Here is a 21546-nt window from a genome sequence, read left to right on the forward strand (position 1 = left end):
CAGTTTGATGAGCTTATTATATAATCGGAAAGTAAGAAAACGGTAAGAATTTTATACATCTTTTGTCTTGAAAAAAAGAGTAGCTGTCGTTCCGTGGTTTTCTATGCTGTCCAATTCAATTCGAACACCAATCGCCCCAGCTATTTGCTTTGCCATTGTAAGTCCTAAGCCGGATCCACCTTGTTTTCTGCCCCTTGCTTGGTCCACTCGGTAAAATCGATCGAACACTTTAGTCAATTCATCCTTCGGTATTCCAATTCCTTTGTCCTCGATTTGGATATATGTTTCATTTGATGTGTGACCAACATTAATGGTAATGCGTTCCTCGCTATACTTTAGAGCGTTATCTAAAAATATAAAGAGTAGCTGTTTTAGTTTTTGAAAGTCCGTATACCCAGTCGTTGTTTCGGTGTCCTGAACTGAAATATCTCGTTGGTACGTGTTTTGGAATGCGTTTGCTGTTTCCATTACGAGTTCTGTTACATTTATTTGTTCTAACTTAATATTCCATTGTTCCTGCTGTCTCGCCAGTAGCAATAACTGTTCTGTCATTTCTCTCATCCGCACAGCTTCTGAGTGGATCGCCTCTACGGATTCTTCAAATAAATCCGGACGTTCAAGTCCTCTTCGTTTTAAAAGATCCGAGTAGTTTTCAATAATCGTTAAAGGGGTTCTTAATTCATGGGAAGCATTTGATGCGAATTGTTCTTGTTTTTCAAAGTTCGTTTGAAGCAAATCAATCATATGATTAAAGGTTTCTCCCATCTCCACGAGCTCGCTCTCCGAAGTGTTTTCCAATTCCAAACGCTTGAATTGTCCGCTTTTTTGGATGTCTTTCATTGTATTAATCATCGATCTAATCGGTTGTAAAATGAAATTACTCAAAATTCTACTCGAGAGAATAACAGGAATCATGGCGATGGTCGTTACCGCAATTAACACGATGCGCAGCATTCTGATCATCTCGTCCGTTGCTTGAATACTGCTTGTCACTTGAAGATTTACAACATTTCCATCCTTCCAAACGACCGGATAGGAGACAAATACATACTGCTTATTTTTATATGAGATAATTTCACTCACTTCACCAGGGGAATAGCTACTTGTGCGGGACTCTAGTGTGTCCTCTGAAGGAGTGGTAATCTTCGCTTCACTTGTTAAATCCTCTTTCAACACTTGTATCATCCCTTCTACTGGCACATAGGCTAGTAGAAGCTGGCTAGGAGGAATTTGATCAATTGCACTACCGATATCCGATACGATTTTTTCAACTTCTGCAGTAGCTCGATCAAGTTCATTTGACATCAATAGATAGTTGGAAAGAAAATAAATCGAAGTGTTCATGAGTATTAATAAAAAAATAAATAACACCGAAGTATATAAATTAATTTTATTACGAAGTTTCATGTTACATCCTTTAAGACATAACCAACACCTCTAACGGTATGAATTAATGCCTGTTCAAAGTTGGCATCAACTTTTTTTCTCAGGTATCGGATATACACATCCACTATTTTCGTTTCGCCGTCATAATCGTATCCCCAAACGGCCTCGAGAATCTGGTCTCGATCTAAAACCTGGCGCTTATTTCTCAATAAATATAAAAGTAAATCATATTCCTTTGGTGTTAGGTCAATATCATGTTCTTTTCGCATGACTTCTCGGGTTTTCTCGTTTAGCTTCAAATCACCTGCATGGAGCCACAGATCACCTTCCACAATTGGAGAAGATGCAATTTGCTTCATCCGTAAGACAGCTCGAATTCTAGCGAGTAATTCTTCCATTCGAAAAGGTTTGGTAATATAGTCATTAGCGCCGAGGTCGAGACCCGATACTTTATCTTCAATCGAATCCTTTGCTGTTAACAAAATAACAGGAATCGACGAATCTTTTCCTCGTATGCGTCGAAGCAACTCAATTCCACTCATCCCTGGGAGCATTATATCTAATAATATTAAGTCCCATTTTTGGGACAGATATATTTCTAGCGCATCTATTCCATTTGTAGCTTTCCCTAATTCATATCCTTCATATCCTAACTCGATTTCCAGCAGTCTTAAAATTTTCTCTTCATCTTCGACGATTAAAATGGATTCTTTAGCCAATAGTCATTCCACCTCTCGTTATTTTTCCTTGTCTTTTATTCTACATGACTCCAATGAATTTTAGAAAGAAGATGGGGTATTCCAATATAATGTATAGTTGATTTCCACTATAGGCGGACGCTTTCCGCGGGGTGAGCGATAAGCCATCACCGCCGCAACGCGTCGTTTGTGATGACTTATCTGCCTCACTCATCCCGCTGGAGTCGCCGCCTGCCGTTTCAATCAACAAAGTGATGATTAAATTGTCTATTCCTGAGTAGGTTGTATCGCCAATAAGCGTTTCCACTTCCATGCACGTTACCTTACTTTTTTCAATTAATTCTTGTAGATATTGCGCTTCACTTTTTTCGCCTGTTGTCACCACTGCTGCTGTAATAATACGTTCATCGATCATCGCGATATGTGTTTTAAAGCCAAAGAAAGCAGAATCCGCTGTCTTATGCCCGACACGGGCATATGGATCTGTTGAATAGCTTAATTGCGTTTCTTAATCTTCAATGACTTCTTTTAATACATTGACTTTTCCTGTACAGGGGACATATGTGCCAAGTTCGATTGTGTTTCAACGACTTCCACTACTTGACGACAATATTCTAATTCTTCCTCTATTTCATTTGATGCCGGTTTTGTTTAAAGAGTATTTATTTTATGGCGATTGGAGTGGAAGGCGGCGACTCCAGCGGGAAAAGCGCGTCCAGGTGAGACCCCGCAGGAGCGCACATAGGAACAAAGGCTAAGAACGCCACCTCGTGTGGCAACGCCTTTGTGACCAACATCCTGTTGGCCTGAGGAGCTCACGGACCGCCCGCGGAAAGCGTCTGCCTGCAACGGAATCACCTAGATGTTTAATTTAATCAAAAAAAGCGAGTTCTTGACCAACTTGCCGTTCAAGAACTCGCTAAGAAATGAATAATACTAGTCTTTTTCAGTGCCCTCCTTAGCCGAGGAGGCTTGTCGGTTTGCCACGGAAAGTAAGTGGATTCCACCTAGTAACACAAGGTAGTTTATGGACGCCTATTCATAAGAATTTCAATTTTTTATGATAAAGAGCATAAGATAATAGGTATGAATCATACGGAAGGTGGAATTCAATGAATAATTCAAAAGAGCATCAGCTATCATCTTCTCCTTTACGTGTAATCACAGTGACTGGTAATGGAAAGGTAGCTACTCAACCGGACTATGTGCAACTTCGATTCGAAGTGAGTACAGAAGGAAAAGATGTAAGTGAAGCTCAGCAACAAAATGCAATTATCATGAATAGCGTCATACATTCCATTTTAGCGCTAAACATTCCAAAAGAGGATATCCAAACTGTCGCATATAATGTAACAGCTAATTATGATTATATTGAAGGGAAACAAGTTTTTAGAGGATATGAAGTTACAAATGCTATTACTGTAAAAGTAAAAGATATAAGTCAAGTCGGAATAGTAATTGATACAGCGGTACAAAATGGTGCAAATCGAATTTCATCTATTCAGTTTGGAATTGAAAATCCAGATGCATCTTATCAACAAGCCCTCCGTTTAGCTCTAAAAGATGCACAAACGAAAGCAAAAACAATAGCCGAGACAATGAAACTAACTTTGCACCCACAACCGATAGAGATAGTAGAAGAGCGTGAAGCTCAAGCTGTACCGTTTAAATCGGTTGCAATGGCTGATCAGTCACAAGTTACACCAATTGAACAAGGTAAAATCACGATTAGTGCAGCTGTTAGGGTTAAATTTCAATACTGATGTATTTCTCGTGTGTTTCGACCTTTAGTCTTTAAAAAAGAGCATAACTTTTCTATATAGTATTTTAATTAGTTGTTTCTAATAAAAAGTTAGACCGTTTGATGCGAAGACATCAAACGGTCTTTTAATGGGGGAAATGGTTAATGAAATTTTTTATTCTAAAGATTTTGTAATGATTTAGAAAAAAATATAAAATATAAAGGGTTAAGATGATAATATAGAGAAGAATGTACTAACCATAAGAAAATGAATGTAAGGAAAATGGTATGAATTATTTAAATATAACTATCAACTAATAAGTATTAGGTAATGACAGTAAACCGATAGTTGTTAATTAATAGGTTAAAAGTATTAAAAGTGGAGGAAATTAAATGGTAAAAGAAGTAACGAGATACTCTCGTCTTGCCCAAATAACAAAACTAATCAATACGAAATTGGAATTAAGAGAAGTATTGGGACATGTAATTACTGCAATATCGGAAGAAATAGTTCAATGTGATTCTGTCGGTATTTATTTACCACAGAGTAACGGGAAATTCAGGGGGTATGTAGGTAAACCGGAAGTCATCAATGGAATGACACTGGATATGCAAGTAATTGATACGGATTTTGATTTACTGGCAAAAGAAGTAATAGAAACTCAACAGACGATTTACATACCAGATACATCAAACGATGATCGTCCTGATCCTAGGTCTGTAGAAGCTTTTAAAATTAAATCATTATTGGTTCTTCCTATTTCATATGAGAATGAATTATTTGGGCTTGTTTTTTTATTTGATTATGGAATTCCTATGAACTTAACAGAAGAAGAAATTCAGACCGTTGAAGCCTATGTAAATATGGCTGGTGTTGCTATTCGAAATGCGACAGATTTGACTCGTAAAGAGAATTTGATTGCAGAAAAGCAATTGTTATTAGATCTTACGCGTGAATTATCTATGCGTTCCTCGATGCAAGAGGTACTAGACACCTGTTTTTATTACGTAGGAAAAGTGTTAAAAAACTATAATGTTGCTGTTCACTTATTAGACCCTATAGCTGAGAACAGAATTAAACCAGCAAGTTTAAGTAAGGATAGTGATTGGTCAGAAGAAAGTTGGATGAAGACACACAATAAACTACATATTGATCAAACCAATGATGCTGTGTTTCAAGAGGTAATTAGAACAAAAAAACCTTTACTTATTCCAGATGTTTTTTTAGATGAAAGACCTAATCATGAGATCTGTAGGAATTTTGGGATAAAGGGAATGTTTATGCTTCCACTAGTTTCCATGGGAGAAGTTTTAGGAGCGATAGCTATTGTAGAGCTTGGGGAAAAAGTCATGACCTTTTCTGAATCGGATATACAGTTTGCACAATCTATTGCAGATGCTACTGCTTCCACCTTATCAAACCTGTTATATATGGAAAAACAAGAGGTCATCATAGAAGAGAGAACTTCGGAAATTAGAGTGAAAAATAAGGAACTTGAACGAGTTGTTTTAGAATTAAAGAATTTAAGTCGTGAAAAGGAATTGATTTTGAACTCAGCAGGAGAAGGAATTTTTGGTTTAGACTTGGATGGAAAAATTACATTTTGTAATCCAGCCAGTGAATCCATGTTGGGATATGATAGAGGCGAACTAATAGGGAAATCCTACAAAATAATCTTTGAAAGAAATAATCTCCAACGTTCTCAATCAACTTATTTTGAGGGAAATCAGAAATTTATTAAAAAAGACAATTCTAGCTTCACTGTTGAATGTGTCATTTCATTGATAAAAGATGGTGATGCAATTCTAGGAGAAGTAGTGACATTTAAAGATATAACAGATCGGAAGCAATTAGAAAAAGAAATTAAATACCTAGCATATTATGATAGTTTAACAGATTTACCTAATAGAGTACGTTTGAATGACATGTTAAATCAAGCATTAATGGATGCAAAGGGTAAGACAGAAAAGATTGCCGTAATGTATTTAGATTTAGATCGTTTTAAATTAATAAATGATAGTTTAGGGCATAGCTATGGGGACCTTTTGTTGCGAGAGGTAGCAAATCGATTAAGAGTTAGTATTCCAACAAATGCTATCGTATCGCGACAAGGAGGAGACGAATTTACAATTGTTTTACCAAATGTTCAAAATAAAAAAGAAGTATTAAAGGTTGTTGAACAAGTAACCGATTCGTTTTCTAAACATTATTTGTTAAAAGGAAATGAAATTTATATTAAAACGAGTATTGGGATTAGTTTATTTCCTGATGACGGTGATACTGCTGAAGTTTTAATAAAGAATGCAGATGCAGCTATGTATAAGTCTAAAGAAACATCAGGTACTTATTATCACTTTTTTAAAAGTGAAATGAATGATAGAACTCTTGAAAGTATTAAGCTAGAGAATGCTTTATATAAGGCGTTAGAACAGGATGAACTAGCCATTTATTATCAGCCTCAAGTAGATGGTAAAACAAATAAAATTATAGGTGCGGAAGCTTTGCTAAGGTGGAATCATCCAACAGAAGGCATGATTTCTCCTACAGAATTTATTCCGATTGCTGAAGAAACTGGATTAATTGTTCCAATTGGGAAATGGGTTCTTATGAATGCTTGTAAACAAATGAAGGAGTGGCAGATGCAAGGACATTCCGACATGAATGTGTCTGTTAACTTATCGGGACGTCAGTTTGAAGAAGATAATTTAGTTACTATAATCAAAGACATCTTAGAGGAAGTAAATCTACCTCCAGAATTATTAAATATAGAACTTACTGAAAATCAAATTATCAAAAATACAGAGATAACCATAGAGAAAATGAAGCAAATAAAAGATCTGGGAGTAAGCATAGCTATTGATGATTTCGGAACTGGTTATTCCTCATTGGGATACTTGAAAAATTTTCCCATTGATGCATTAAAGATTGATAGATCATTTATTAAAGACTTAGGAAAAGCTGACAATAATGCTGCTATTACAAATACCATTATTACTCTAGCTCAAAACTTGAATTTAAATGTGATTGCTGAAGGTGTTGAGACGAAAGAACAACTAGATTTTCTACTATCTAAAAGTTGTTCTATCATGCAAGGATATTACTTTAGTAAGCCAATTAAGGCTGAAGAACTTGCTAAGAAATATTTTTCTTAATGGCTCTGTTAATTTAGGTTGTTGTTTTTTAGAAGATTTTATTTTATAACGAAAATCCGCGAGACTTCTGCGGAAAAAGGGGCTTCCAAGACCCCGAAACGAGCTTATAGGAACAAATCCTACATTCGCCACAGCTATGTGGCAACGGATTTTCTCCATAACATATAGCAGAGCCTACTTAATACTAGTAGGTTACTAAATTTTATTAGGAGGATTTAAAATGAAAGCTATTCATTCAGTAGTACAATATTTAAAAGGTATTGGAGTAAAACATGTATTTGGTATTCCAGCGGGATCTGTAAATGCATTTTTTAATGAACTATATGACACTCCTGAGATAATGCCTATTGTAACAAAGCATGAAGGAGCAGCAGGATATATGGCAGCTTCCTATGCTAAGTACGCTAATCAGCTAAGTGTATGCATAGGAAGTAGTGGTCCTGGTGGAACAAATTTGGTAACAGGTGCCGCTGATGCAATGCGAGAACATTTACCTGTTTTATTTTTAACAGGTGCTGTTCCTGTTAACACCATGGGTTTAAACGCTTCTCAGGAATTGGATGCTGAAAAGATCTTTAAATCAGTTACAAAATATAGTGTAACGGTCACAGATTCCAAAGAATTACTCCATGAAATAGTCAAAGCAACTAACATAGCGATTTCTGGTGTGCCGGGTCCTGTCCATATTGCAATGCCAATTGATATTCAACAAGGTGATGGAGGAGATACAGAAATACCTGTGTTTCAAAAAAGAGAAGAAATAATTCCTGATGTTCATACAATTAAAAAAGTAGCAAAAGTTTTAGTAGAAAAAGAGAGTGGTTATATTTTTGTGGGCCAGGGAGTAAGGAATTCTGTAAAGCAATTAATAGAGTTAGCAGAAATGCTAGATTGGCCAATCATAACAACTCCTCAAGCAAAAGGGCTTATTCCAGATGAGCATCCTCTTTTAGCTGGAGTTTTCGGCTTTGCTGGAAATGAGTTTGCTTCGAATCTAATAAATGAAGGAAATGCTAAAACATTATTAATTATTGGGACAAGCTTAGGGGAAACAGCAACAAATAATTATAATGAAAACCTTACAAAAAATCGTTTTACCGTTCAAATGGACTTTGACTCCACGGTATTCAATCGGAAATATGAAATTGATATCCCTGTTTTAGGTGATATTCAATTAAGTTTAATTTCTTTAATAGAAGAATTAAACGAGCTTGAAATATCGAGAACAGTTCCAACGCAAATAGATAAACATAATGATTTAGGGAATACAGAAGAATATAACACTAAAAATGTCTTACGCAAACTACAGGAATATTTGCCAGTATCCACTAGGTACTCCATTGATATTGGTGAATTTATGGCGTATGTCATTCATCATATGAAAGTCTTAGACTTTGATACGTTTAACATTAATGTGCATTTCGGAGCTATGGGTAGCGGAATTGGTTCGGCAATTGGTTCGAAACTAGCAGAACCAGAGCGTCCAGTTGTAGCAATCACAGGCGATGGTTGCTTTTTTATGCACGGGATGGAAGTGTTAACGGCAAAAGAATATAATTTACCCATTTTATTTGTTGTGATGAATAATGCTCGATTAGGGATGGTTTATCATGGGCATGCATTGCAATATAAGCGTACGCATCCTACATTTGAGCAGGAGCCCATTAATATCGCAGGAATGGCTGCAGCAATGAATATTCCAAGCTTTAGAGTGAATAAAATGGAAGATCTAAATCAAGATGTCATTCATCGTTTAACTAATTTAAATGGCCCAGCAATTTTAGAGGTTGCTTTAATAGATAATAACGTGCCACCTATGGGAGATCGCGTTAAGTTTCTATCCTCTTTTGGAAAATAAAATAGTCAAAGATGGGGCTGTCCAATAAGCCCATAAATTGAAGCAGGTGTAGAAAAACGAGTCTTTTTCTACACCTGTTTTTTGTATACTTTTTATTAAAACTACTATTTTTTGTAGGCAATTGATTGTAGTGAAAGATAGCGACTCCAGCGGGAATAGCAGATGTTTTCTGCACCGAAAGCGAAGCGGCAGGTGCATGAGCTGAAGGCCCCGCAGGAGCGAACAAAGGAACGAAGGCTAAGAACGCCACCTCGTGTGGCAACGCCTTCGTGACCAACATCGTGTTGGCCTGAGGAGACTGAAGCCATGCCCGCGGAAAGCGTCCGTCTGGAACGGAAATCAATACGTTGGAAAAGGGACCATCTCTCAGTCAATGTTTGACTTTAGGGACAGCCCCATCTTTTTTTAAGGATTCAAAAGGCATCTGCATTATACATGTGCATATAATTTTTGAATTACCTCTATGATAGCGCCTAATGATTGTCCTTTAAAGTTATCAGGGATTGGTTGACCATCGGGATCGGCGTAAAAATAACCTCTTATCTGTTCATCATAGCGATAGCCGAGACGGGATAATGAATGTTGTAAGTCTATTGGCAATTCTTCTAATCCGGTTTGTTTAGTAAAGAAATCGGTAGGTATAATCTTTACATCTACGTCTTCTATTCCCGTATGTACTATAATTAGATCTTTGTCATTTTGAAGAATCCATTGCCCTTTAGAAAATAAAGAAATTCTTTGCCGTTCTAATGACGCGATTCCATCTAGGTTAATACCAAACGTTTGATTTAATATTTTACGAACCTCTTCACCTGTAATTTCCTTTTTCAAATGAGATAGGCGCATATCGATTGCTAATCTAGACGGAGACGTTATAGATGTGTCAATGTTAGTAGGAACTTGTAATGACTCTGCATTTTTTTTATCTAAAATACTTACTTTATCTAAATTAATTCCGAAAATTTCAGAAACAACATTGAAAATCTTAGCGGCGCTAATCTGTTCACCATAAGTGCTAATGTATTTATCCATCACTTCTATGCTTTTCATATTTATTATTCCCTCCAAGGCATACTATTACCAATTTATTCATCTAATTGTATCGCAGATTGTAATAATTTCCTATAAAGGTGTAAATAAAGTCGTAATAGAAAAAAGTAAGATTAGTTCCGTGGGAGCAGCTAGCTTGCTTCCATGGAAGAAGTTCAAACTGCTGCGCAATAATTAACGTCTTTTTCCGATTCCCATAATGAGATGGTGTATCGTTTTAGAATATAGAGTATACGAAAGAAGACTTCCTTTCATTTGTATAAATGGGTGGGAAGTCTTTTTACTCCAAAGTAATTAAATCAAAATTTATCTAACTGAATTCAATTAATAATGCTTTTCCATTCCGCATAAAGGGTTGGACTAAGATGATGAACGTGTTGCATAAATTCTTCTATATATCCTTTCTTTTTTAATCCCTTTATTAATTTTGTAGGGTTAGATCTAACCGAATTGAATGCCCTCTTTAGATCTATTACTTTTATTTCCATATCTTCGTTAAACAAAATATGGCGAACTTCTGTATCACACCTATTAAATCCTACTTTTTTCAATTCAACTAGCAAAGCTAGAATCTTCTCCACTATTGGTTCGGGAAGTTGCTTCTCTTTTTTTAGATATTGAGGAAGAGAAATTCCTTTTACATATTCCATGATTATATAGTTTGGACCATCCTCATAAAGTCGTGGAATAACTGGTGATGATTGTCCTACTTGCAGTGCTTTCAGTTCCAGTCTTTTTGTTTGTTCCTTTTCAAAAATTTTAACGCAACGGTCAGGTGTCAATAAAAAGACGGATCCATCAGCACCTTTTCCAATCAGTTTATATGTCTTTAAATCTTTGAGACGGACATTCCCTTTATTCTTGGCTATTATCGCCTTGAATTTTTCCATTACTCAACCACCTCCTTTAAATTCGATATATTGGTTTACGGTAGTCTCAACATATGAAGTAATAAGGAACAGGAACGGACATAAAAATATCTACATCTAGCTACAGGAAGCATTAATATAATCCGAGTTCTTTCCCCCAAATCAAAATTTTCTCCAAGTACCTTGGTAGAAGTACACTTTTTTCTCCCCTTAACACTCTGCGCAAGTGATTAAGTAGCTTTTTTTCTAAAGTTCTCTGTAAATAAGTCATTTTAAAAAGCTGCAGTGGATCTGTCTGGAATGTAATCCCATGCTTTTTCATTTCTTCACTGTATAAATGAACGCAATGCTTCCGAATCTCGTCAGCATCTTTATGCCAATCTGTTCGAAAATCGACTAATATTTCGACAAGAACGACAAGATCAAACCAAACGGGTGCATATTTTGCAGATTCCCAATCAACCATTCGAATTTGCCAGTCTTGATCTTTTTTTGCATTCTGACAGCTAATATTGTGAATATGGAGATCTCCATGGATGAGACTCTGTCCATTTTCCATAATTTCAGGGAAAAAGAGAGGGCCTTTTTTTAATATTTGTTGAATGATCTTATAGCTAGGTGACACTACTTTTTTTAATTCGGGATCCTTCATTGCCCGATCGAGATATTCCTTCGTCTTTTTGATATGCTTATTTCGTTCCTTAACCATTGAGTTCAAATAATAATTGGGGAGCCATAAATCAAACACGTCTCCATTCTGCAAAATTCGATGCTCAAAAGTCTGTGCGTGGAATTTTGCTATAGTTGGAATGATTTGATCATAATGTTTTGGGGCGAGTTTTATTTGCCCGCGTAATGGCTCCACATACTCAATGAACATCCAAATTTCACCGCTATTAACATTAGATTCGATCCAAAAGACTTGCGGCATAAATTCAGAGAGTATGCTATTACCTTTTTGATACATATTTATTTCGACAGTATGATTTTCATTTAGTGGAGGCTTGTAAATTTTAAGCACTACTGGAATTGATTTAACTTTATTAGTAATTACCAGTTTCCATATACTCGTTTTTTCGCGAGAATTTTTAAGACATTCTATTTGCGAGCCTACTAGTTCAACATCTTTACCGAGCACATCTACAAACTTGTCTTTCCAATCAAAAAGCCTCCATTGTTTAATAATTTCATTGTTGTTGCTCAAAGGAACATTCACCTCTTTTTCACAAAATTTTTAATGTCTCCTCCATAAATTTCTCAAGTGAGATATAAAGCTTCGAATAAATGGAAGTGGATCATCCCATGCAAAAAGAGCTTCTACTTTTTTTCCTGATAGATCCTTTAACCATTTACTAATATTCGTCTTTCCATTTCTTCGTTTTTGTACAAAAGAAATATAATCACGGACAAGATAAACCCATTTGATTCCTTCTTTTTGATTCGTTATAGGTGATGGATTTTGATCGGTTACTAACAAATAATATAAGTACGCTAAGTTAACACCAACTGCAGTTGATAATCTTTGTGTGAGTCCGATTCTCGGGTTTATTTCAATAAACTTCAACTTTCCATCTCTTTGATCCCTTTTGAATTCCGTAATAGCCAATCCTTTGAATTTTAACTCTGATAGAAAGGATACAGTCTGTTGAATTACTTCTTCATCTCGTTTGCTAATGACCATAGCAGAGGATCCAAAATCGGGAGGGAACTGATGGATTTTTTGGTTCATCCAAATGCCTGTCAAATTCATTTTTTCATCAAAAAGTGTTTTGACCGAATAAATACATGTCTCATCTCCGGGGATCACTTCTTGGAGCATTAGTTCACCGAACGGACGATAAATGAGGTACTCTTTTCGTAATTCAGATTCCTGTTCTACCATAATTGCTTTTTTATACAGTTGATGATCGATTCGCTTACGGAAATCGGATGAATAGACAGGCTTTAATATACAAGGGAATGTAATTTCATTGATAATTTGTTCAAGCTGAGTCTCATTAGGAATAGCAAAAGTTTTGGGGCATGGTATGTTGTGGGTTAAGGCCAATTCATACGTTAATGATTTATCTAACACAGCTTCAACTAGTGAGTGTACAGGTAATAAGAAGCGAAAGTTTCGATATAAGATGGATCTATTCTTGGATATAAAATGGACAAAGTCATCCGATCCCGCATAAAGAACCGGTTTAATGGTATGCTTTGTTCCAAAAGCAGTTAGAAATTGAAGCAATTTTTTTTCTTCAGAAATGGGATTAGGACAAATTCCACAAGTTGCATGACGAGTTTTTCCGATTTCATATTTTCCTTTTATATCAAATGCAAAAACGTTAATTCCTTTTTCTCTCAAACTTCGAGCGATACCAATCCCTGTGGCACTTAAATCTAATACAACAGCAGAAATATCATGGCGCATCTTTTTTCTCCTTATTGAAAAGATTGATAGATTTCCTCAATTCTTTTAACCATACTCGTACTTGTTAAATGCTTATTTGCAAACATTTGCGCATTTTGAGCTAGGGATTCCCTTAAAGATAGATCTCGTATTAATAGCGACAATTTCTCGGATAATTGTTGAGCATTTTTTTGTTCAACGATTAATCCAGAATGATAGTCCTGAATGATTTCTAATATTCCGCCACAATTTGTTGTAATAATGGCCTTTCCGGCAAACATTGCTTCAATAATAGCAATGGGCAACGTATCGCTAGTAGTCGGTAGGACAAAGATATCGGATTGGCTCAACAATTCAGGTATATCATTTCTCGATCCTAAAATGGAGACATTGTTTAATTGTAATTCGTGAACCTGCTTTTCTAGTTGCTCTCTCATCTCTCCGTCTCCTACGAACCATATATCTACATTATTAGTTTCATTTTTCATTAGAGCTAGGGCTTCCAACAAGTATTGATGTCCTTTACGAGGTCGAAGGCGTGAAATACAAGTAATAATTATTTTGTCTTCTGGTGATTTTTTAGGTTTCACAATATACTCTGAGTTAAAATCAATACCGGTATAGATAGTTGTCATTTTGCTAGCTTCAACCCCAATTTTTTTTAGAATGGGACGAAAGGCATCACATAAGATAATCATGTGGTGGGAACTTGCAGCGGCAATTTGATCCATGGAAAGAAAGTAGGTTTCTTCTAAAGAATCTTTTTCTAAGAGATTTAATTGAAGTCGACGATGCGTCATAAAACCGTGCGGGGTAAACAATAGTGGTTTTTGATATCGGTGGTTTAACCTACCTAAAATATTGCACGTAAACCGATCTTGTGCGTGGAAAATATCATATTTCTCTAGATTCATATTCCTTAACATCATTTCGTAACTAGTTAGACGTACATTTTGTTTTACTATTTCGTTACTAAAACTACCATAGCGCTTATAATAGAATCGTTTCGTTTTTTTGAAAACTTTCTTTTCTATTCCTTTTACTTTATCACTTGGAAATTGGTTGGGAGCTATTATATCGACCATATGACCTAGCTTTTCCAAGCCGACCTTGAGTGTAGAAATATAGTTTTGAAGTCCGCCAACAGCTGGGTAATCCCAAAATGTGGTTATTAGTATTCGTAACTTTTTATTAGATGGCACATGAAGAATGGACTGTTTCTTCTTAACCATCTGTGTATTTTCATAGGAAGGAGTTACACCATAGTATTGATCTGTTGCGGAAACCAAATAAGGATATGGAATAGACAGTGAGGAAGATTTTTTTTTAACTTTTTTTTTCATTTCCATATCCTCCTTATTATTTCAAAAGCCTCCGCATATTCAACGCCAATGGTCATACCTCGTACTCGGGCTAAATGTTCTACTCCTTTATAGGAACGAGGATGAGGAAATGGCCTCATTTCTACATCATAGAACTGAAGAGATTCTAATTTTATGTCGATCGTATCTGTAATATCAACATAATAATTTGGTTTAAAAGATTTATCATTCGTCTGCTGACTCCATTCACTGGAAGAAACCGTTTCAAAACAAAGGAGTTCTATAGCCTTTTTTCCAGGTAACGGGCGTATTGCGGTTAGTACGGCTTGAAACAGAATTTGATGGTCGATATTGATGTCGCCGTAATGATGAGTAAAAATGATAGAAGGTTCATACTTTGCTACTAAGAATTCAATCTCTTTATTGATGACATGTAATGGATATGTTTCTAATAGTAGATTCGGATATTCCAAAAAAATAGTCTCTTCTATTCCTAAGTATTTATTTGCTAATTCTACATTTTGCTTCATGTTTTGCTCCGCTTCTATACGTCCCTTTGCAAAAATAACAGTAATAACTTTATAGCCATGGTTTATTAGTTTCTTTAAAGTTCCGCCGCTTCCGAGGAGCTCATCGTCAGGGTGTGCCGCAATTACTAATGCATTTCCATTCATTTTATCCACCTCTCAAGTTCATTAATGATTCATGTTACTTTTTTGTGTATCTGAATCGACTCAAAGTGCATTTTGTAAAAAAACTAAGTAACGGAATTCTGTTAGATTACGTATCAGACCACTGGTGACTGAAGGATAGTAAGTCAATCGATTGCTGGTATGTGAAGTTATATATCATATGTGCTAAAGCAAAATTGCTCTTGGCTTTTTTCCCAGTAGAATGGCATCTTTGATTCTACAAAAAATACATAAAAATGAAATATTTAAAAAAATAGGAAGGTGAGAAAATAAAGAGAGAAACACGGAGAAGTTGTTCTTCGTGTTTTTTATTTATTTATTTATTTTATGTGCGTATTCTCTAGCTTAAGGGTAAAGATAATTAAGGATTGAACTGGACATTTTTAAATCAACAACCATAACGAAAAGTGGAATTTAGGCGAAGAATTTGAATTCACTTTTATTTTACATTACTTTTATTTTTTGTTAAGCTTCCTTAACGTCGTCTGTCATCAGACGTCTTAAAATGGTTTTTAACTAAAGGAAGCGTTTTCTTCCTATTACATACTAAGAAGGTGTCTACTATGAACGTGTTATGGGGTATTGTCGGTATAATTGTTGTTTTAGGTATAGCTTTTCTACTTTCAAGTGCAAAAAAATCGATTAATGTCCGAACAATTCTTGCCGGTTTAACGATTCAAATTTTGTTTGCATTTATTGTTTTAAAATGGGAAACCGGTCGTGAGGGGCTTGTTGCCTTTTCTAATGGTGTTCAAAATTTAATATCGTATGCGAACGAAGGGATTTCTTTCTTATTCGGACCTGCTGCTGATATAGAAAATTTCGGTTTCGTTTTTGCGTTTCAAGTGCTAACCGTTATTATTTTCTTTTCTGCGTTAATTTCCGTTCTTTACTATTTAGGAATAATGCAGTTTTTTATCCGAATCATTGGTGGAGGACTTTCAAAGCTTCTTGGAACAAGTAGAGCTGAGTCTGTATCAGCTGCAGCAAATATTTTTGTTGGACAAACAGAGGCTCCTCTTGTTATTCGACCTTTTATCTCGAAAATGACAAAATCTGAGCTTTTTGCTGTTATGACAGGAGGTCTTGCTTCTGTTGCAGGTTCTGTTTTGGTTGGGTATGCATTACTAGGTGTTCCATTAGAATATTTACTTGCAGCAAGCTTTATGGCTGCTCCAGCAGGTTTGGTTTTAGCAAAAATTATGATTCCTGAAACAGAAGTTGTAAACGAAGAAAGCTTCTCGCTGGAAAAAGATAATGAATCTGCTAATGTGATTGATGCAGCAGCACGCGGGGCAAGTGATGGAATGAAACTTGCAGCAAACGTTGGGGCAATGTTACTAGCGTTTATCGCAATTATCGCGCTGATAAATGGACTACTTGGTGGATTAGGTGGTCTATTTGGTTTTGAGGGGTTATCGCTAGAGGGTATTTTAGGTATCATTTTTTCTCCATTGGCATTTGCTATTGGTGTTCCTTGGGCGGAAGCAGTTCAGGCTGGTTCCTACATTGGGCAAAAGCTCGTGTTAAATGAATTTGTTGCTTACTCTGCTTTTGCCCCAGATATTCCAAATCTATCACCGAAAACGGTCATTGTAGTCAGCTTCGCATTATGTGGATTTGCAAACCTAAGTTCGATGGCTATTTTGTTAGGTGGCTTAGGATCAATGGCACCAGATCGTCGTCCTGATATTGCACGTTTGGGATTCCGAGCAGTTATTGCAGGGATGTTAGCGTCCTTATTAAGTGCTGCAATTGCAGGAATGTTTATTTAATAAAAGTGAATGATAATAAAAACGATCTGAGTTAATAGCTCAGTCGTTTTTTTTTATTTATTATCCCATGAATCATGCAGTAAGTACTGAAACTGTAGAGATTCCAAAACATATGGCAACGAGAGATTAGAGCTATAGAAAAATAATAAAAAGAGGGAACAGTAGGTTGATGTCGAATGAATAACGAGAGATTAAATAAAAAACTATTCATATTTCTTTATTTATAAAATATGCTAGTAAGAGGTTGGAGGGATTATGTGACACATGAATTAAAACAGGAAAAAGTCGAGAAATTAAACCCGTTTTTTTCTATTTGGCTATCCACTAGGGAAACGGTGCGCTATGTGTTGGATCATAAGGATTTAAAGTATTCCCTGACACTAGCAGCGATATCCGGGATACCGACTGGAATAAGTGGAGCAAGTGAGTGGAGTAAGAATTTTGATATCTCGTTGTGGTTGTTAATAATGGGAATTGTAGTGCTTGGCCCAATACTTGGATTAATCGGTTTAGGTTTTGGAACGGTTATTTACACATGGGTAGGGAAATGGTTTGGTGGCTCTGGAACGTATAAAGAAATGGCTCAGGCGATGGGTATCGTAATAATTCCAAGTATTTGGTTGACTCCATATTGGATTTTATCCTTCATTTTCGTTCGCAATAATTTATTTATCATGAATCCATTGGAAATTACCTCAGGAGCAATTTTTTGGTTGTTTTTTTCTATCCTGATAACTATTACATCTTCTGTTTGGATGATCGTGATTCAAAGTAAAGCCATTGGGGAAGTGCATCAGTTTTCTAGTTGGAAAGGATTTGCAACGTTAATCATCCCTTCTATTATAATAGGTATAATAGTGTTTATAATTGCTTTTATCATCATCTTCTCTTTTATTGGGATGACTACTTACTAAATATCTCCTTTTCGTCCGCAGAAAGCGGGCGGATTTTCGCAGGTAACAACATGACCGTTTAACAGATCCTTTTCGTAAAAAAAGGGGCTGTCCAATAAGCCCATAAATTGAAGCAGGTGTAGAAAAACGAGTCTTTTTCTACACCTGTTTTTTGTATACTTTTTATTAAACTACTATTTTTTGTAGGCAATTGATTGTAGTGAAAGACGGCGACTCCAGCGGGAATAGCGTGAGCTGAAGGCCCCGCAGGAGCGAACAAAGGAACGAAGGCTAAGAACGCCACCTCGTGTGGCAACGCCTTCGTGACCAACATCGTGTTGGCCTGAGGAGACTGAAGCCATGCCCGCGGAAAGCGTCCGTCTGGAACGGAAATCAATAAATTGGAAAAGGGACCATCTCTCATTCACTATATGACTTTCGGGACAGCAATTGGATGGTCAAGGGTGTTTAGCGCTTCCAGGTTTTATCGACATTCATATTCATGGGGCAGTTGGTGCTGATTTTATGGATGGCGTGGAAGAAGCGACCATTAGAATTGCGGCATATTTACCTCAAGAGGGGACAACATCTTTTTTAGCAACAACTCTTACTCATTCCCCTCAGCGAATTCAGAAATCAGTAAAAGTGAATTCCAGATTTCTGTCTGATTCGATGAATTATGAAGGTGCTGAAATGTTAGGTATTCACTTAGAAGGTCCTTTTATTCATGCAGAACAAGCAGAAGCTCAGCCGTTAGAATTTATTCGTGAACCTTCCGTTAAGTTAATAAAAGAGTGGTTCGGCGATCAATTGACCCATCAAAAAATAGTTACGTTAGCGCCAGAGCATGATACAAACTTTGAAATGATTCAATTCCTTCAGAAGAACAGTGTGATTTCATCTGCTGGTCATACAAAAGGAACATATGCAGATATTGAACAAGCTGTTCAACATGGATTATCACATTTAACCCATTTTACAAATGCTATGAGTGGTTTACATCACAGGGAAATAGGAGTGGTAGGAGTAGGTTTAATGAACGATCAGCTTTTTTGCGAGGTTATTGCTGATGGAATTCATTTATCCGATGATATGTTAAAGCTAATCGTGAAAGTGATCGGTCCAGAGCGATTAATACTTATTACGGATTCGATGCGTGCAAAGGGATTACCAGATGGAAACTACACATTAGCCGATCAAAATGTACAGGTAGTTGGTTCTAAAGCAACTTTAGAGAATGGAACGCTAGCAGGGAGTTTGTTGAAAATGATTGATGCTTTTAAAAAAATACGAAATCTATCCGCATCTACGGTAGAAGATTTAGTAAAAATGACATCGAAGAATGCTGCGAAAAGACTTGGTGTTTACGATAGAAAAGGAAGTATAACAGTTGGAAAAGACGCAGATATTGTTTTACTCAATCATGAATTCGATGGACGTTACACTTTTTGTAAAGGTAGGTTGAGATATTCTGATGATTAATTCAAAGCAAATACGTTGGATTGAAGTGAATGACTACCAAGAAATGAGCCGGCAAGCTGCATCGCTATTTGAACAGCAACTACTTCGGAAACCTGATAGTGTCTTAGGTTTAGCAACGGGTGGAACTCCAATTGGATTTTATGAAGAACTAGTGCGGAAATATAAGCAAGGCGACTTTTCTTTTTCCGAAGTTAAAACATTCAATTTAGATGAGTATGTTGGGCTAGCGTCTAATGAGTCGACTAGTTATCACAACTACATGGAAGAGAATCTGTTCAGCCAAATTGATATCTCCCCAGACAACATCCATTTACCGAATGGTTTAGCGAAGGATTTACTGGCGGAATGCGCTCATTATGAACAATTAATTCAGCAAAATGGTGGTATTGATTTACAGTTGCTTGGAATTGGTGTAAATGGTCATATAGGCTTCAATGAACCAGGTACTTCATTCCAATCAGCAACACATATCGTGACATTGGCAGAAGAGACAAGAATAGAGAACTCGAAATACTTTCATACAAAACAAGAAGTACCTAGATACGCAATCACGATGGGAATTGAAACTATCATGCAAGCAAAACAAATTGTGTTGCTTGCTTTTGGAGAACATAAAGTGGCGTCAATTAAACGAATACAGCAAGATGGTATGTCAGAAGATTTTCCTGCAAGTTGTTTAAAGGAACATCCAAACGTAACAATAATTTATGGAAAATGAATAGTTAATAACAGTTTAGGAGAAGAAGTCGTATGGCGGAATTAAAATTAGTGAATCTAACAAAGGAATATGATAAAGGTGTCTTAGCTGTTAAAGACTTTAATCTTCATATTCAAGATAAAGAATTCATTGTATTTGTAGGTCCATCGGTTCGATCCCAATACGGAAAATAGGATTCACTAAAGCATTTGTGTGTTATGAACAACTCATTTCTACTTTGCCAGTCACTCGCTTAAAACATTGTGATTTGGATATCCTAATGAAAATTACAATATGTTAGGAGAAAAAAGTAGTGAAAGAATTTAAAGTAACTTACTTCTTTGATGAAAACTATTACATTAGACGATTCATCTATATGGAATCTCAAGAAAAGGCTGAAGAGTTGATTCAAAGTGAGCGGGATCAATATATTTCATTTCGAGATAGCAGAGATATCTATCACGAACTGAACACCCAAGATGTTCGGGTGATTCAAATATCTGAATACCACAGAATTGATAAAAGTAAAAAGGTACTGGGTTAAAACAGTTATTTACTGTTTCCACCCAGTACCTTAATTAGTATGATTAGGTTTCATCCATCTATTTTTCTTCATCTTCAATGCTCTAAAAACTCTGAGGGAATTGCATGATTATCGCTTTCGAGATCATATCGGCCATTTCCAAAGCCTCTTTCTCAATCCTATCAAAGACATCTATGCTGCCTTTATAATTTTTCTGAATCATATTAACAGCTTCGTTTTTTGTTAAAGCTAAATGGGAATAAAACATTTTCTTTAATTCTTCTCTATTTATATACGGATTAATACTACTAAGGAATTTTACAATATCGTCTGCATTTCTATACCATTCTTTCTCTTTTTCCTCTGCTGTTTTTGTATCACCTTTTATAGCAGCTGTCACTAATTCGGCAGCAATTATTAAATGCTCCTTTATGAGCGCGGTATATCGATCAGCAATTTGATCACCATAAAAAGGTCGGATACTATTGCCCATATCCGGGGCATTTCTTAAGAGTCGTTCTTGCACTGGCTGAAGATCAGGCAAGTTAAATACTAAGCTGGTTATCGTCATTCTTGTCCAGTAGACGTGCTGTTCCCAAAGTAGGCGGTTTAAATTTTTTAAATCAACCTCTGCTTTACTAATGCAAGAGTGCTCATAAAAGAAAGGCATCTGATACGGAAAGTATCTTACTGTATCACTACAATACAAGTACGGAGTCCCGCATACAGGTCCATGAGGAAAAGAGAAAAATTCATTTGAGTAAGGGTACACTTTACATCCACTCCCTATTTTTCTTAAAAGGCTATAAGCTAGGATACTCCTATTAACTCGTTAATGTGATTAGAAAAGATAGAAGGTTATCAATAAATTAATTTTTCCTCGATTAAATATCCAGATTCCTTCATTTTAACCACCTTCTCTTGAAAATGAATATACATATATTTACTTTGTTTCTCGTTGTTTTTGGATGTCTTTGGACTAAGCGAAGATTAACGAAAAAAGCGTGGAGAAAAG

17 protein-coding genes and 2 pseudogenes are annotated in these 21546 nt (G+C 36.1%); 9 read left to right on the forward strand and 10 right to left on the reverse strand.

Annotated elements, in window-relative coordinates:
* Nucleotides 1-51: 51 nt before the first annotated feature.
* From MHH81_RS01930 to MHH81_RS21265, 3 genes and pseudogenes are all read right to left on the reverse strand, one after another.
* Nucleotides 52-1407 carry a sensor histidine kinase gene (locus MHH81_RS01930; RefSeq protein ID WP_340917292.1) on the reverse strand — a complete coding sequence of 452 codons (1356 nt, stop codon included), beginning with the start codon at nucleotides 1405-1407 and terminating at the stop codon, nucleotides 52-54.
* Nucleotides 1404-2105, reverse strand: a complete 702-nt coding sequence (locus MHH81_RS01935) for a response regulator transcription factor (RefSeq protein ID WP_340917294.1) — start codon at nucleotides 2103-2105, stop codon at nucleotides 1404-1406. Before MHH81_RS01935 ends, MHH81_RS01930 begins: the two co-directional genes overlap by 4 nt.
* 229 nt (nucleotides 2106-2334) lie before the next feature.
* Nucleotides 2335-2732: pseudogene (locus MHH81_RS21265) on the reverse strand (transposase); the annotation flags it as partial.
* 464 nt (nucleotides 2733-3196) lie between these two features.
* On the opposite strand from MHH81_RS21265, the gene MHH81_RS01945 reads away from it, so the two are divergent.
* The 3 genes from MHH81_RS01945 (at nucleotide 3197) to MHH81_RS01955 (ending at nucleotide 8836) form a co-directional block, all read left to right on the forward strand.
* Entirely contained in the window at nucleotides 3197-3847 is a 651-nt protein-coding gene (locus tag MHH81_RS01945) for an SIMPL domain-containing protein (protein WP_340917296.1), read from the forward strand.
* A gap of 371 nt (nucleotides 3848-4218) precedes the next feature.
* Complete coding sequence (locus tag MHH81_RS01950) at nucleotides 4219-6978, forward strand: bifunctional diguanylate cyclase/phosphodiesterase (RefSeq protein WP_340917298.1); 2760 nt, start codon at nucleotides 4219-4221, stop codon at nucleotides 6976-6978.
* Between the two features lie 220 nt (nucleotides 6979-7198).
* The gene (locus MHH81_RS01955) at nucleotides 7199-8836 is read left to right on the forward strand and encodes a thiamine pyrophosphate-binding protein (RefSeq protein ID WP_340917300.1); all 1638 of its coding nucleotides are present in this window, start codon (nucleotides 7199-7201) and stop codon (nucleotides 8834-8836) included.
* A gap of 429 nt (nucleotides 8837-9265) precedes the next feature.
* On the opposite strand, the gene MHH81_RS01960 is transcribed toward MHH81_RS01955, so the two are convergent.
* From MHH81_RS01960 to MHH81_RS01985, 6 genes are all read right to left on the reverse strand, one after another.
* Nucleotides 9266-9886, reverse strand: a complete 621-nt coding sequence (locus MHH81_RS01960; protein WP_340917302.1) for a hypothetical protein — start codon at nucleotides 9884-9886, stop codon at nucleotides 9266-9268.
* 320 nt (nucleotides 9887-10206) lie between these two features.
* Entirely contained in the window at nucleotides 10207-10776 is a 570-nt protein-coding gene (locus MHH81_RS01965) for a kinase (RefSeq protein WP_340917304.1), read from the reverse strand.
* Nucleotides 10777-10888: 112 nt separating this feature from the next.
* Nucleotides 10889-11959, reverse strand: coding sequence for a phosphotransferase (locus MHH81_RS01970; protein WP_340917306.1), 1071 nt, complete (start codon nucleotides 11957-11959; stop codon nucleotides 10889-10891).
* 30 nt (nucleotides 11960-11989) lie between these two features.
* A complete protein-coding gene (locus MHH81_RS01975; RefSeq protein ID WP_340917308.1) occupies nucleotides 11990-13168 on the reverse strand; it encodes a carboxylate--amine ligase in 1179 nt (392 codons plus the stop codon).
* Nucleotides 13169-13179: 11 nt separating this feature from the next.
* Nucleotides 13180-14490, reverse strand: coding sequence for a glycosyltransferase family 4 protein (locus MHH81_RS01980; protein WP_340917310.1), 1311 nt, complete (start codon nucleotides 14488-14490; stop codon nucleotides 13180-13182).
* The gene (locus MHH81_RS01985; protein ID WP_340917312.1) at nucleotides 14487-15143 is read right to left on the reverse strand and encodes a PIG-L deacetylase family protein; all 657 of its coding nucleotides are present in this window, start codon (nucleotides 15141-15143) and stop codon (nucleotides 14487-14489) included. Before MHH81_RS01985 ends, MHH81_RS01980 begins: the two co-directional genes overlap by 4 nt.
* Nucleotides 15144-15724: 581 nt before the next feature.
* Here MHH81_RS01985 and MHH81_RS01990 point away from each other — a divergent pair.
* The 6 genes and pseudogenes from MHH81_RS01990 (at nucleotide 15725) to MHH81_RS02015 (ending at nucleotide 20552) form a co-directional block, all read left to right on the forward strand.
* Nucleotides 15725-16936, forward strand: coding sequence for a NupC/NupG family nucleoside CNT transporter (locus tag MHH81_RS01990; RefSeq protein ID WP_340917314.1), 1212 nt, complete (start codon nucleotides 15725-15727; stop codon nucleotides 16934-16936).
* A gap of 257 nt (nucleotides 16937-17193) precedes the next feature.
* Nucleotides 17194-17850, forward strand: a complete 657-nt coding sequence (locus tag MHH81_RS01995; protein WP_340917316.1) for a YIP1 family protein — start codon at nucleotides 17194-17196, stop codon at nucleotides 17848-17850.
* 429 nt (nucleotides 17851-18279) lie between these two features.
* Nucleotides 18280-19311 carry an N-acetylglucosamine-6-phosphate deacetylase gene (gene nagA / locus MHH81_RS02000; protein ID WP_340917318.1) on the forward strand — a complete coding sequence of 344 codons (1032 nt, stop codon included), beginning with the start codon at nucleotides 18280-18282 and terminating at the stop codon, nucleotides 19309-19311.
* 10 nt (nucleotides 19312-19321) lie between these two features.
* Nucleotides 19322-20029 (forward strand): glucosamine-6-phosphate deaminase, encoded by a 708-nt coding sequence (gene nagB / locus MHH81_RS02005; RefSeq protein WP_340925095.1) that lies wholly within the window; start codon nucleotides 19322-19324, stop codon nucleotides 20027-20029.
* A gap of 32 nt (nucleotides 20030-20061) precedes the next feature.
* Nucleotides 20062-20178, forward strand: a pseudogene (locus MHH81_RS02010) (sugar ABC transporter ATP-binding protein); the annotation flags it as partial.
* Between the two features lie 143 nt (nucleotides 20179-20321).
* Nucleotides 20322-20552, forward strand: a complete 231-nt coding sequence (locus MHH81_RS02015; RefSeq protein WP_340917320.1) for a hypothetical protein — start codon at nucleotides 20322-20324, stop codon at nucleotides 20550-20552.
* Between the two features lie 82 nt (nucleotides 20553-20634).
* Here the strand turns inward: MHH81_RS02015 and MHH81_RS02020 are convergent, their stop codons facing one another.
* Nucleotides 20635-21303 carry a hypothetical protein gene (locus MHH81_RS02020; protein WP_445678061.1) on the reverse strand — a complete coding sequence of 223 codons (669 nt, stop codon included), beginning with the start codon at nucleotides 21301-21303 and terminating at the stop codon, nucleotides 20635-20637.
* Between the last annotated feature and the right edge of the window lie 243 nt (nucleotides 21304-21546).

Source organism: Psychrobacillus sp. FSL H8-0484, assembly GCF_038005325.1.
In the GTDB taxonomy this organism is placed as follows: Bacteria; Bacillota; Bacilli; order Bacillales_A; family Planococcaceae; genus Psychrobacillus.

What these genes read in the sequence shown, in the direction of transcription:
- MHH81_RS01950 (WP_340917298.1), top strand. Translation starts at nt 4,219, where the DNA reads ATGGTAAAAGAAGTAACGAGATACTCTCGTCTTGCCCAAATAACAAAA.
- MHH81_RS01960 (WP_340917302.1), bottom strand. Translation starts at nt 9,886, where the DNA reads ATGAAAAGCATAGAAGTGATGGATAAATACATTAGCACTTATGGTGAA.
- MHH81_RS01965 (WP_340917304.1), bottom strand. Translation starts at nt 10,776, where the DNA reads ATGGAAAAATTCAAGGCGATAATAGCCAAGAATAAAGGGAATGTCCGT.
- MHH81_RS01980 (WP_340917310.1), bottom strand. Translation starts at nt 14,490, where the DNA reads ATGAAAAAAAAAGTTAAAAAAAAATCTTCCTCACTGTCTATTCCATAT.
- MHH81_RS01955 (WP_340917300.1), top strand. Translation starts at nt 7,199, where the DNA reads ATGAAAGCTATTCATTCAGTAGTACAATATTTAAAAGGTATTGGAGTA.
- MHH81_RS01945 (WP_340917296.1), top strand. Translation starts at nt 3,197, where the DNA reads ATGAATAATTCAAAAGAGCATCAGCTATCATCTTCTCCTTTACGTGTA.
- MHH81_RS01975 (WP_340917308.1), bottom strand. Translation starts at nt 13,168, where the DNA reads ATGCGCCATGATATTTCTGCTGTTGTATTAGATTTAAGTGCCACAGGG.
- MHH81_RS01990 (WP_340917314.1), top strand. Translation starts at nt 15,725, where the DNA reads ATGAACGTGTTATGGGGTATTGTCGGTATAATTGTTGTTTTAGGTATA.
- MHH81_RS01930 (WP_340917292.1), bottom strand. Translation starts at nt 1,407, where the DNA reads ATGAAACTTCGTAATAAAATTAATTTATATACTTCGGTGTTATTTATT.
- MHH81_RS01985 (WP_340917312.1), bottom strand. Translation starts at nt 15,143, where the DNA reads ATGAATGGAAATGCATTAGTAATTGCGGCACACCCTGACGATGAGCTC.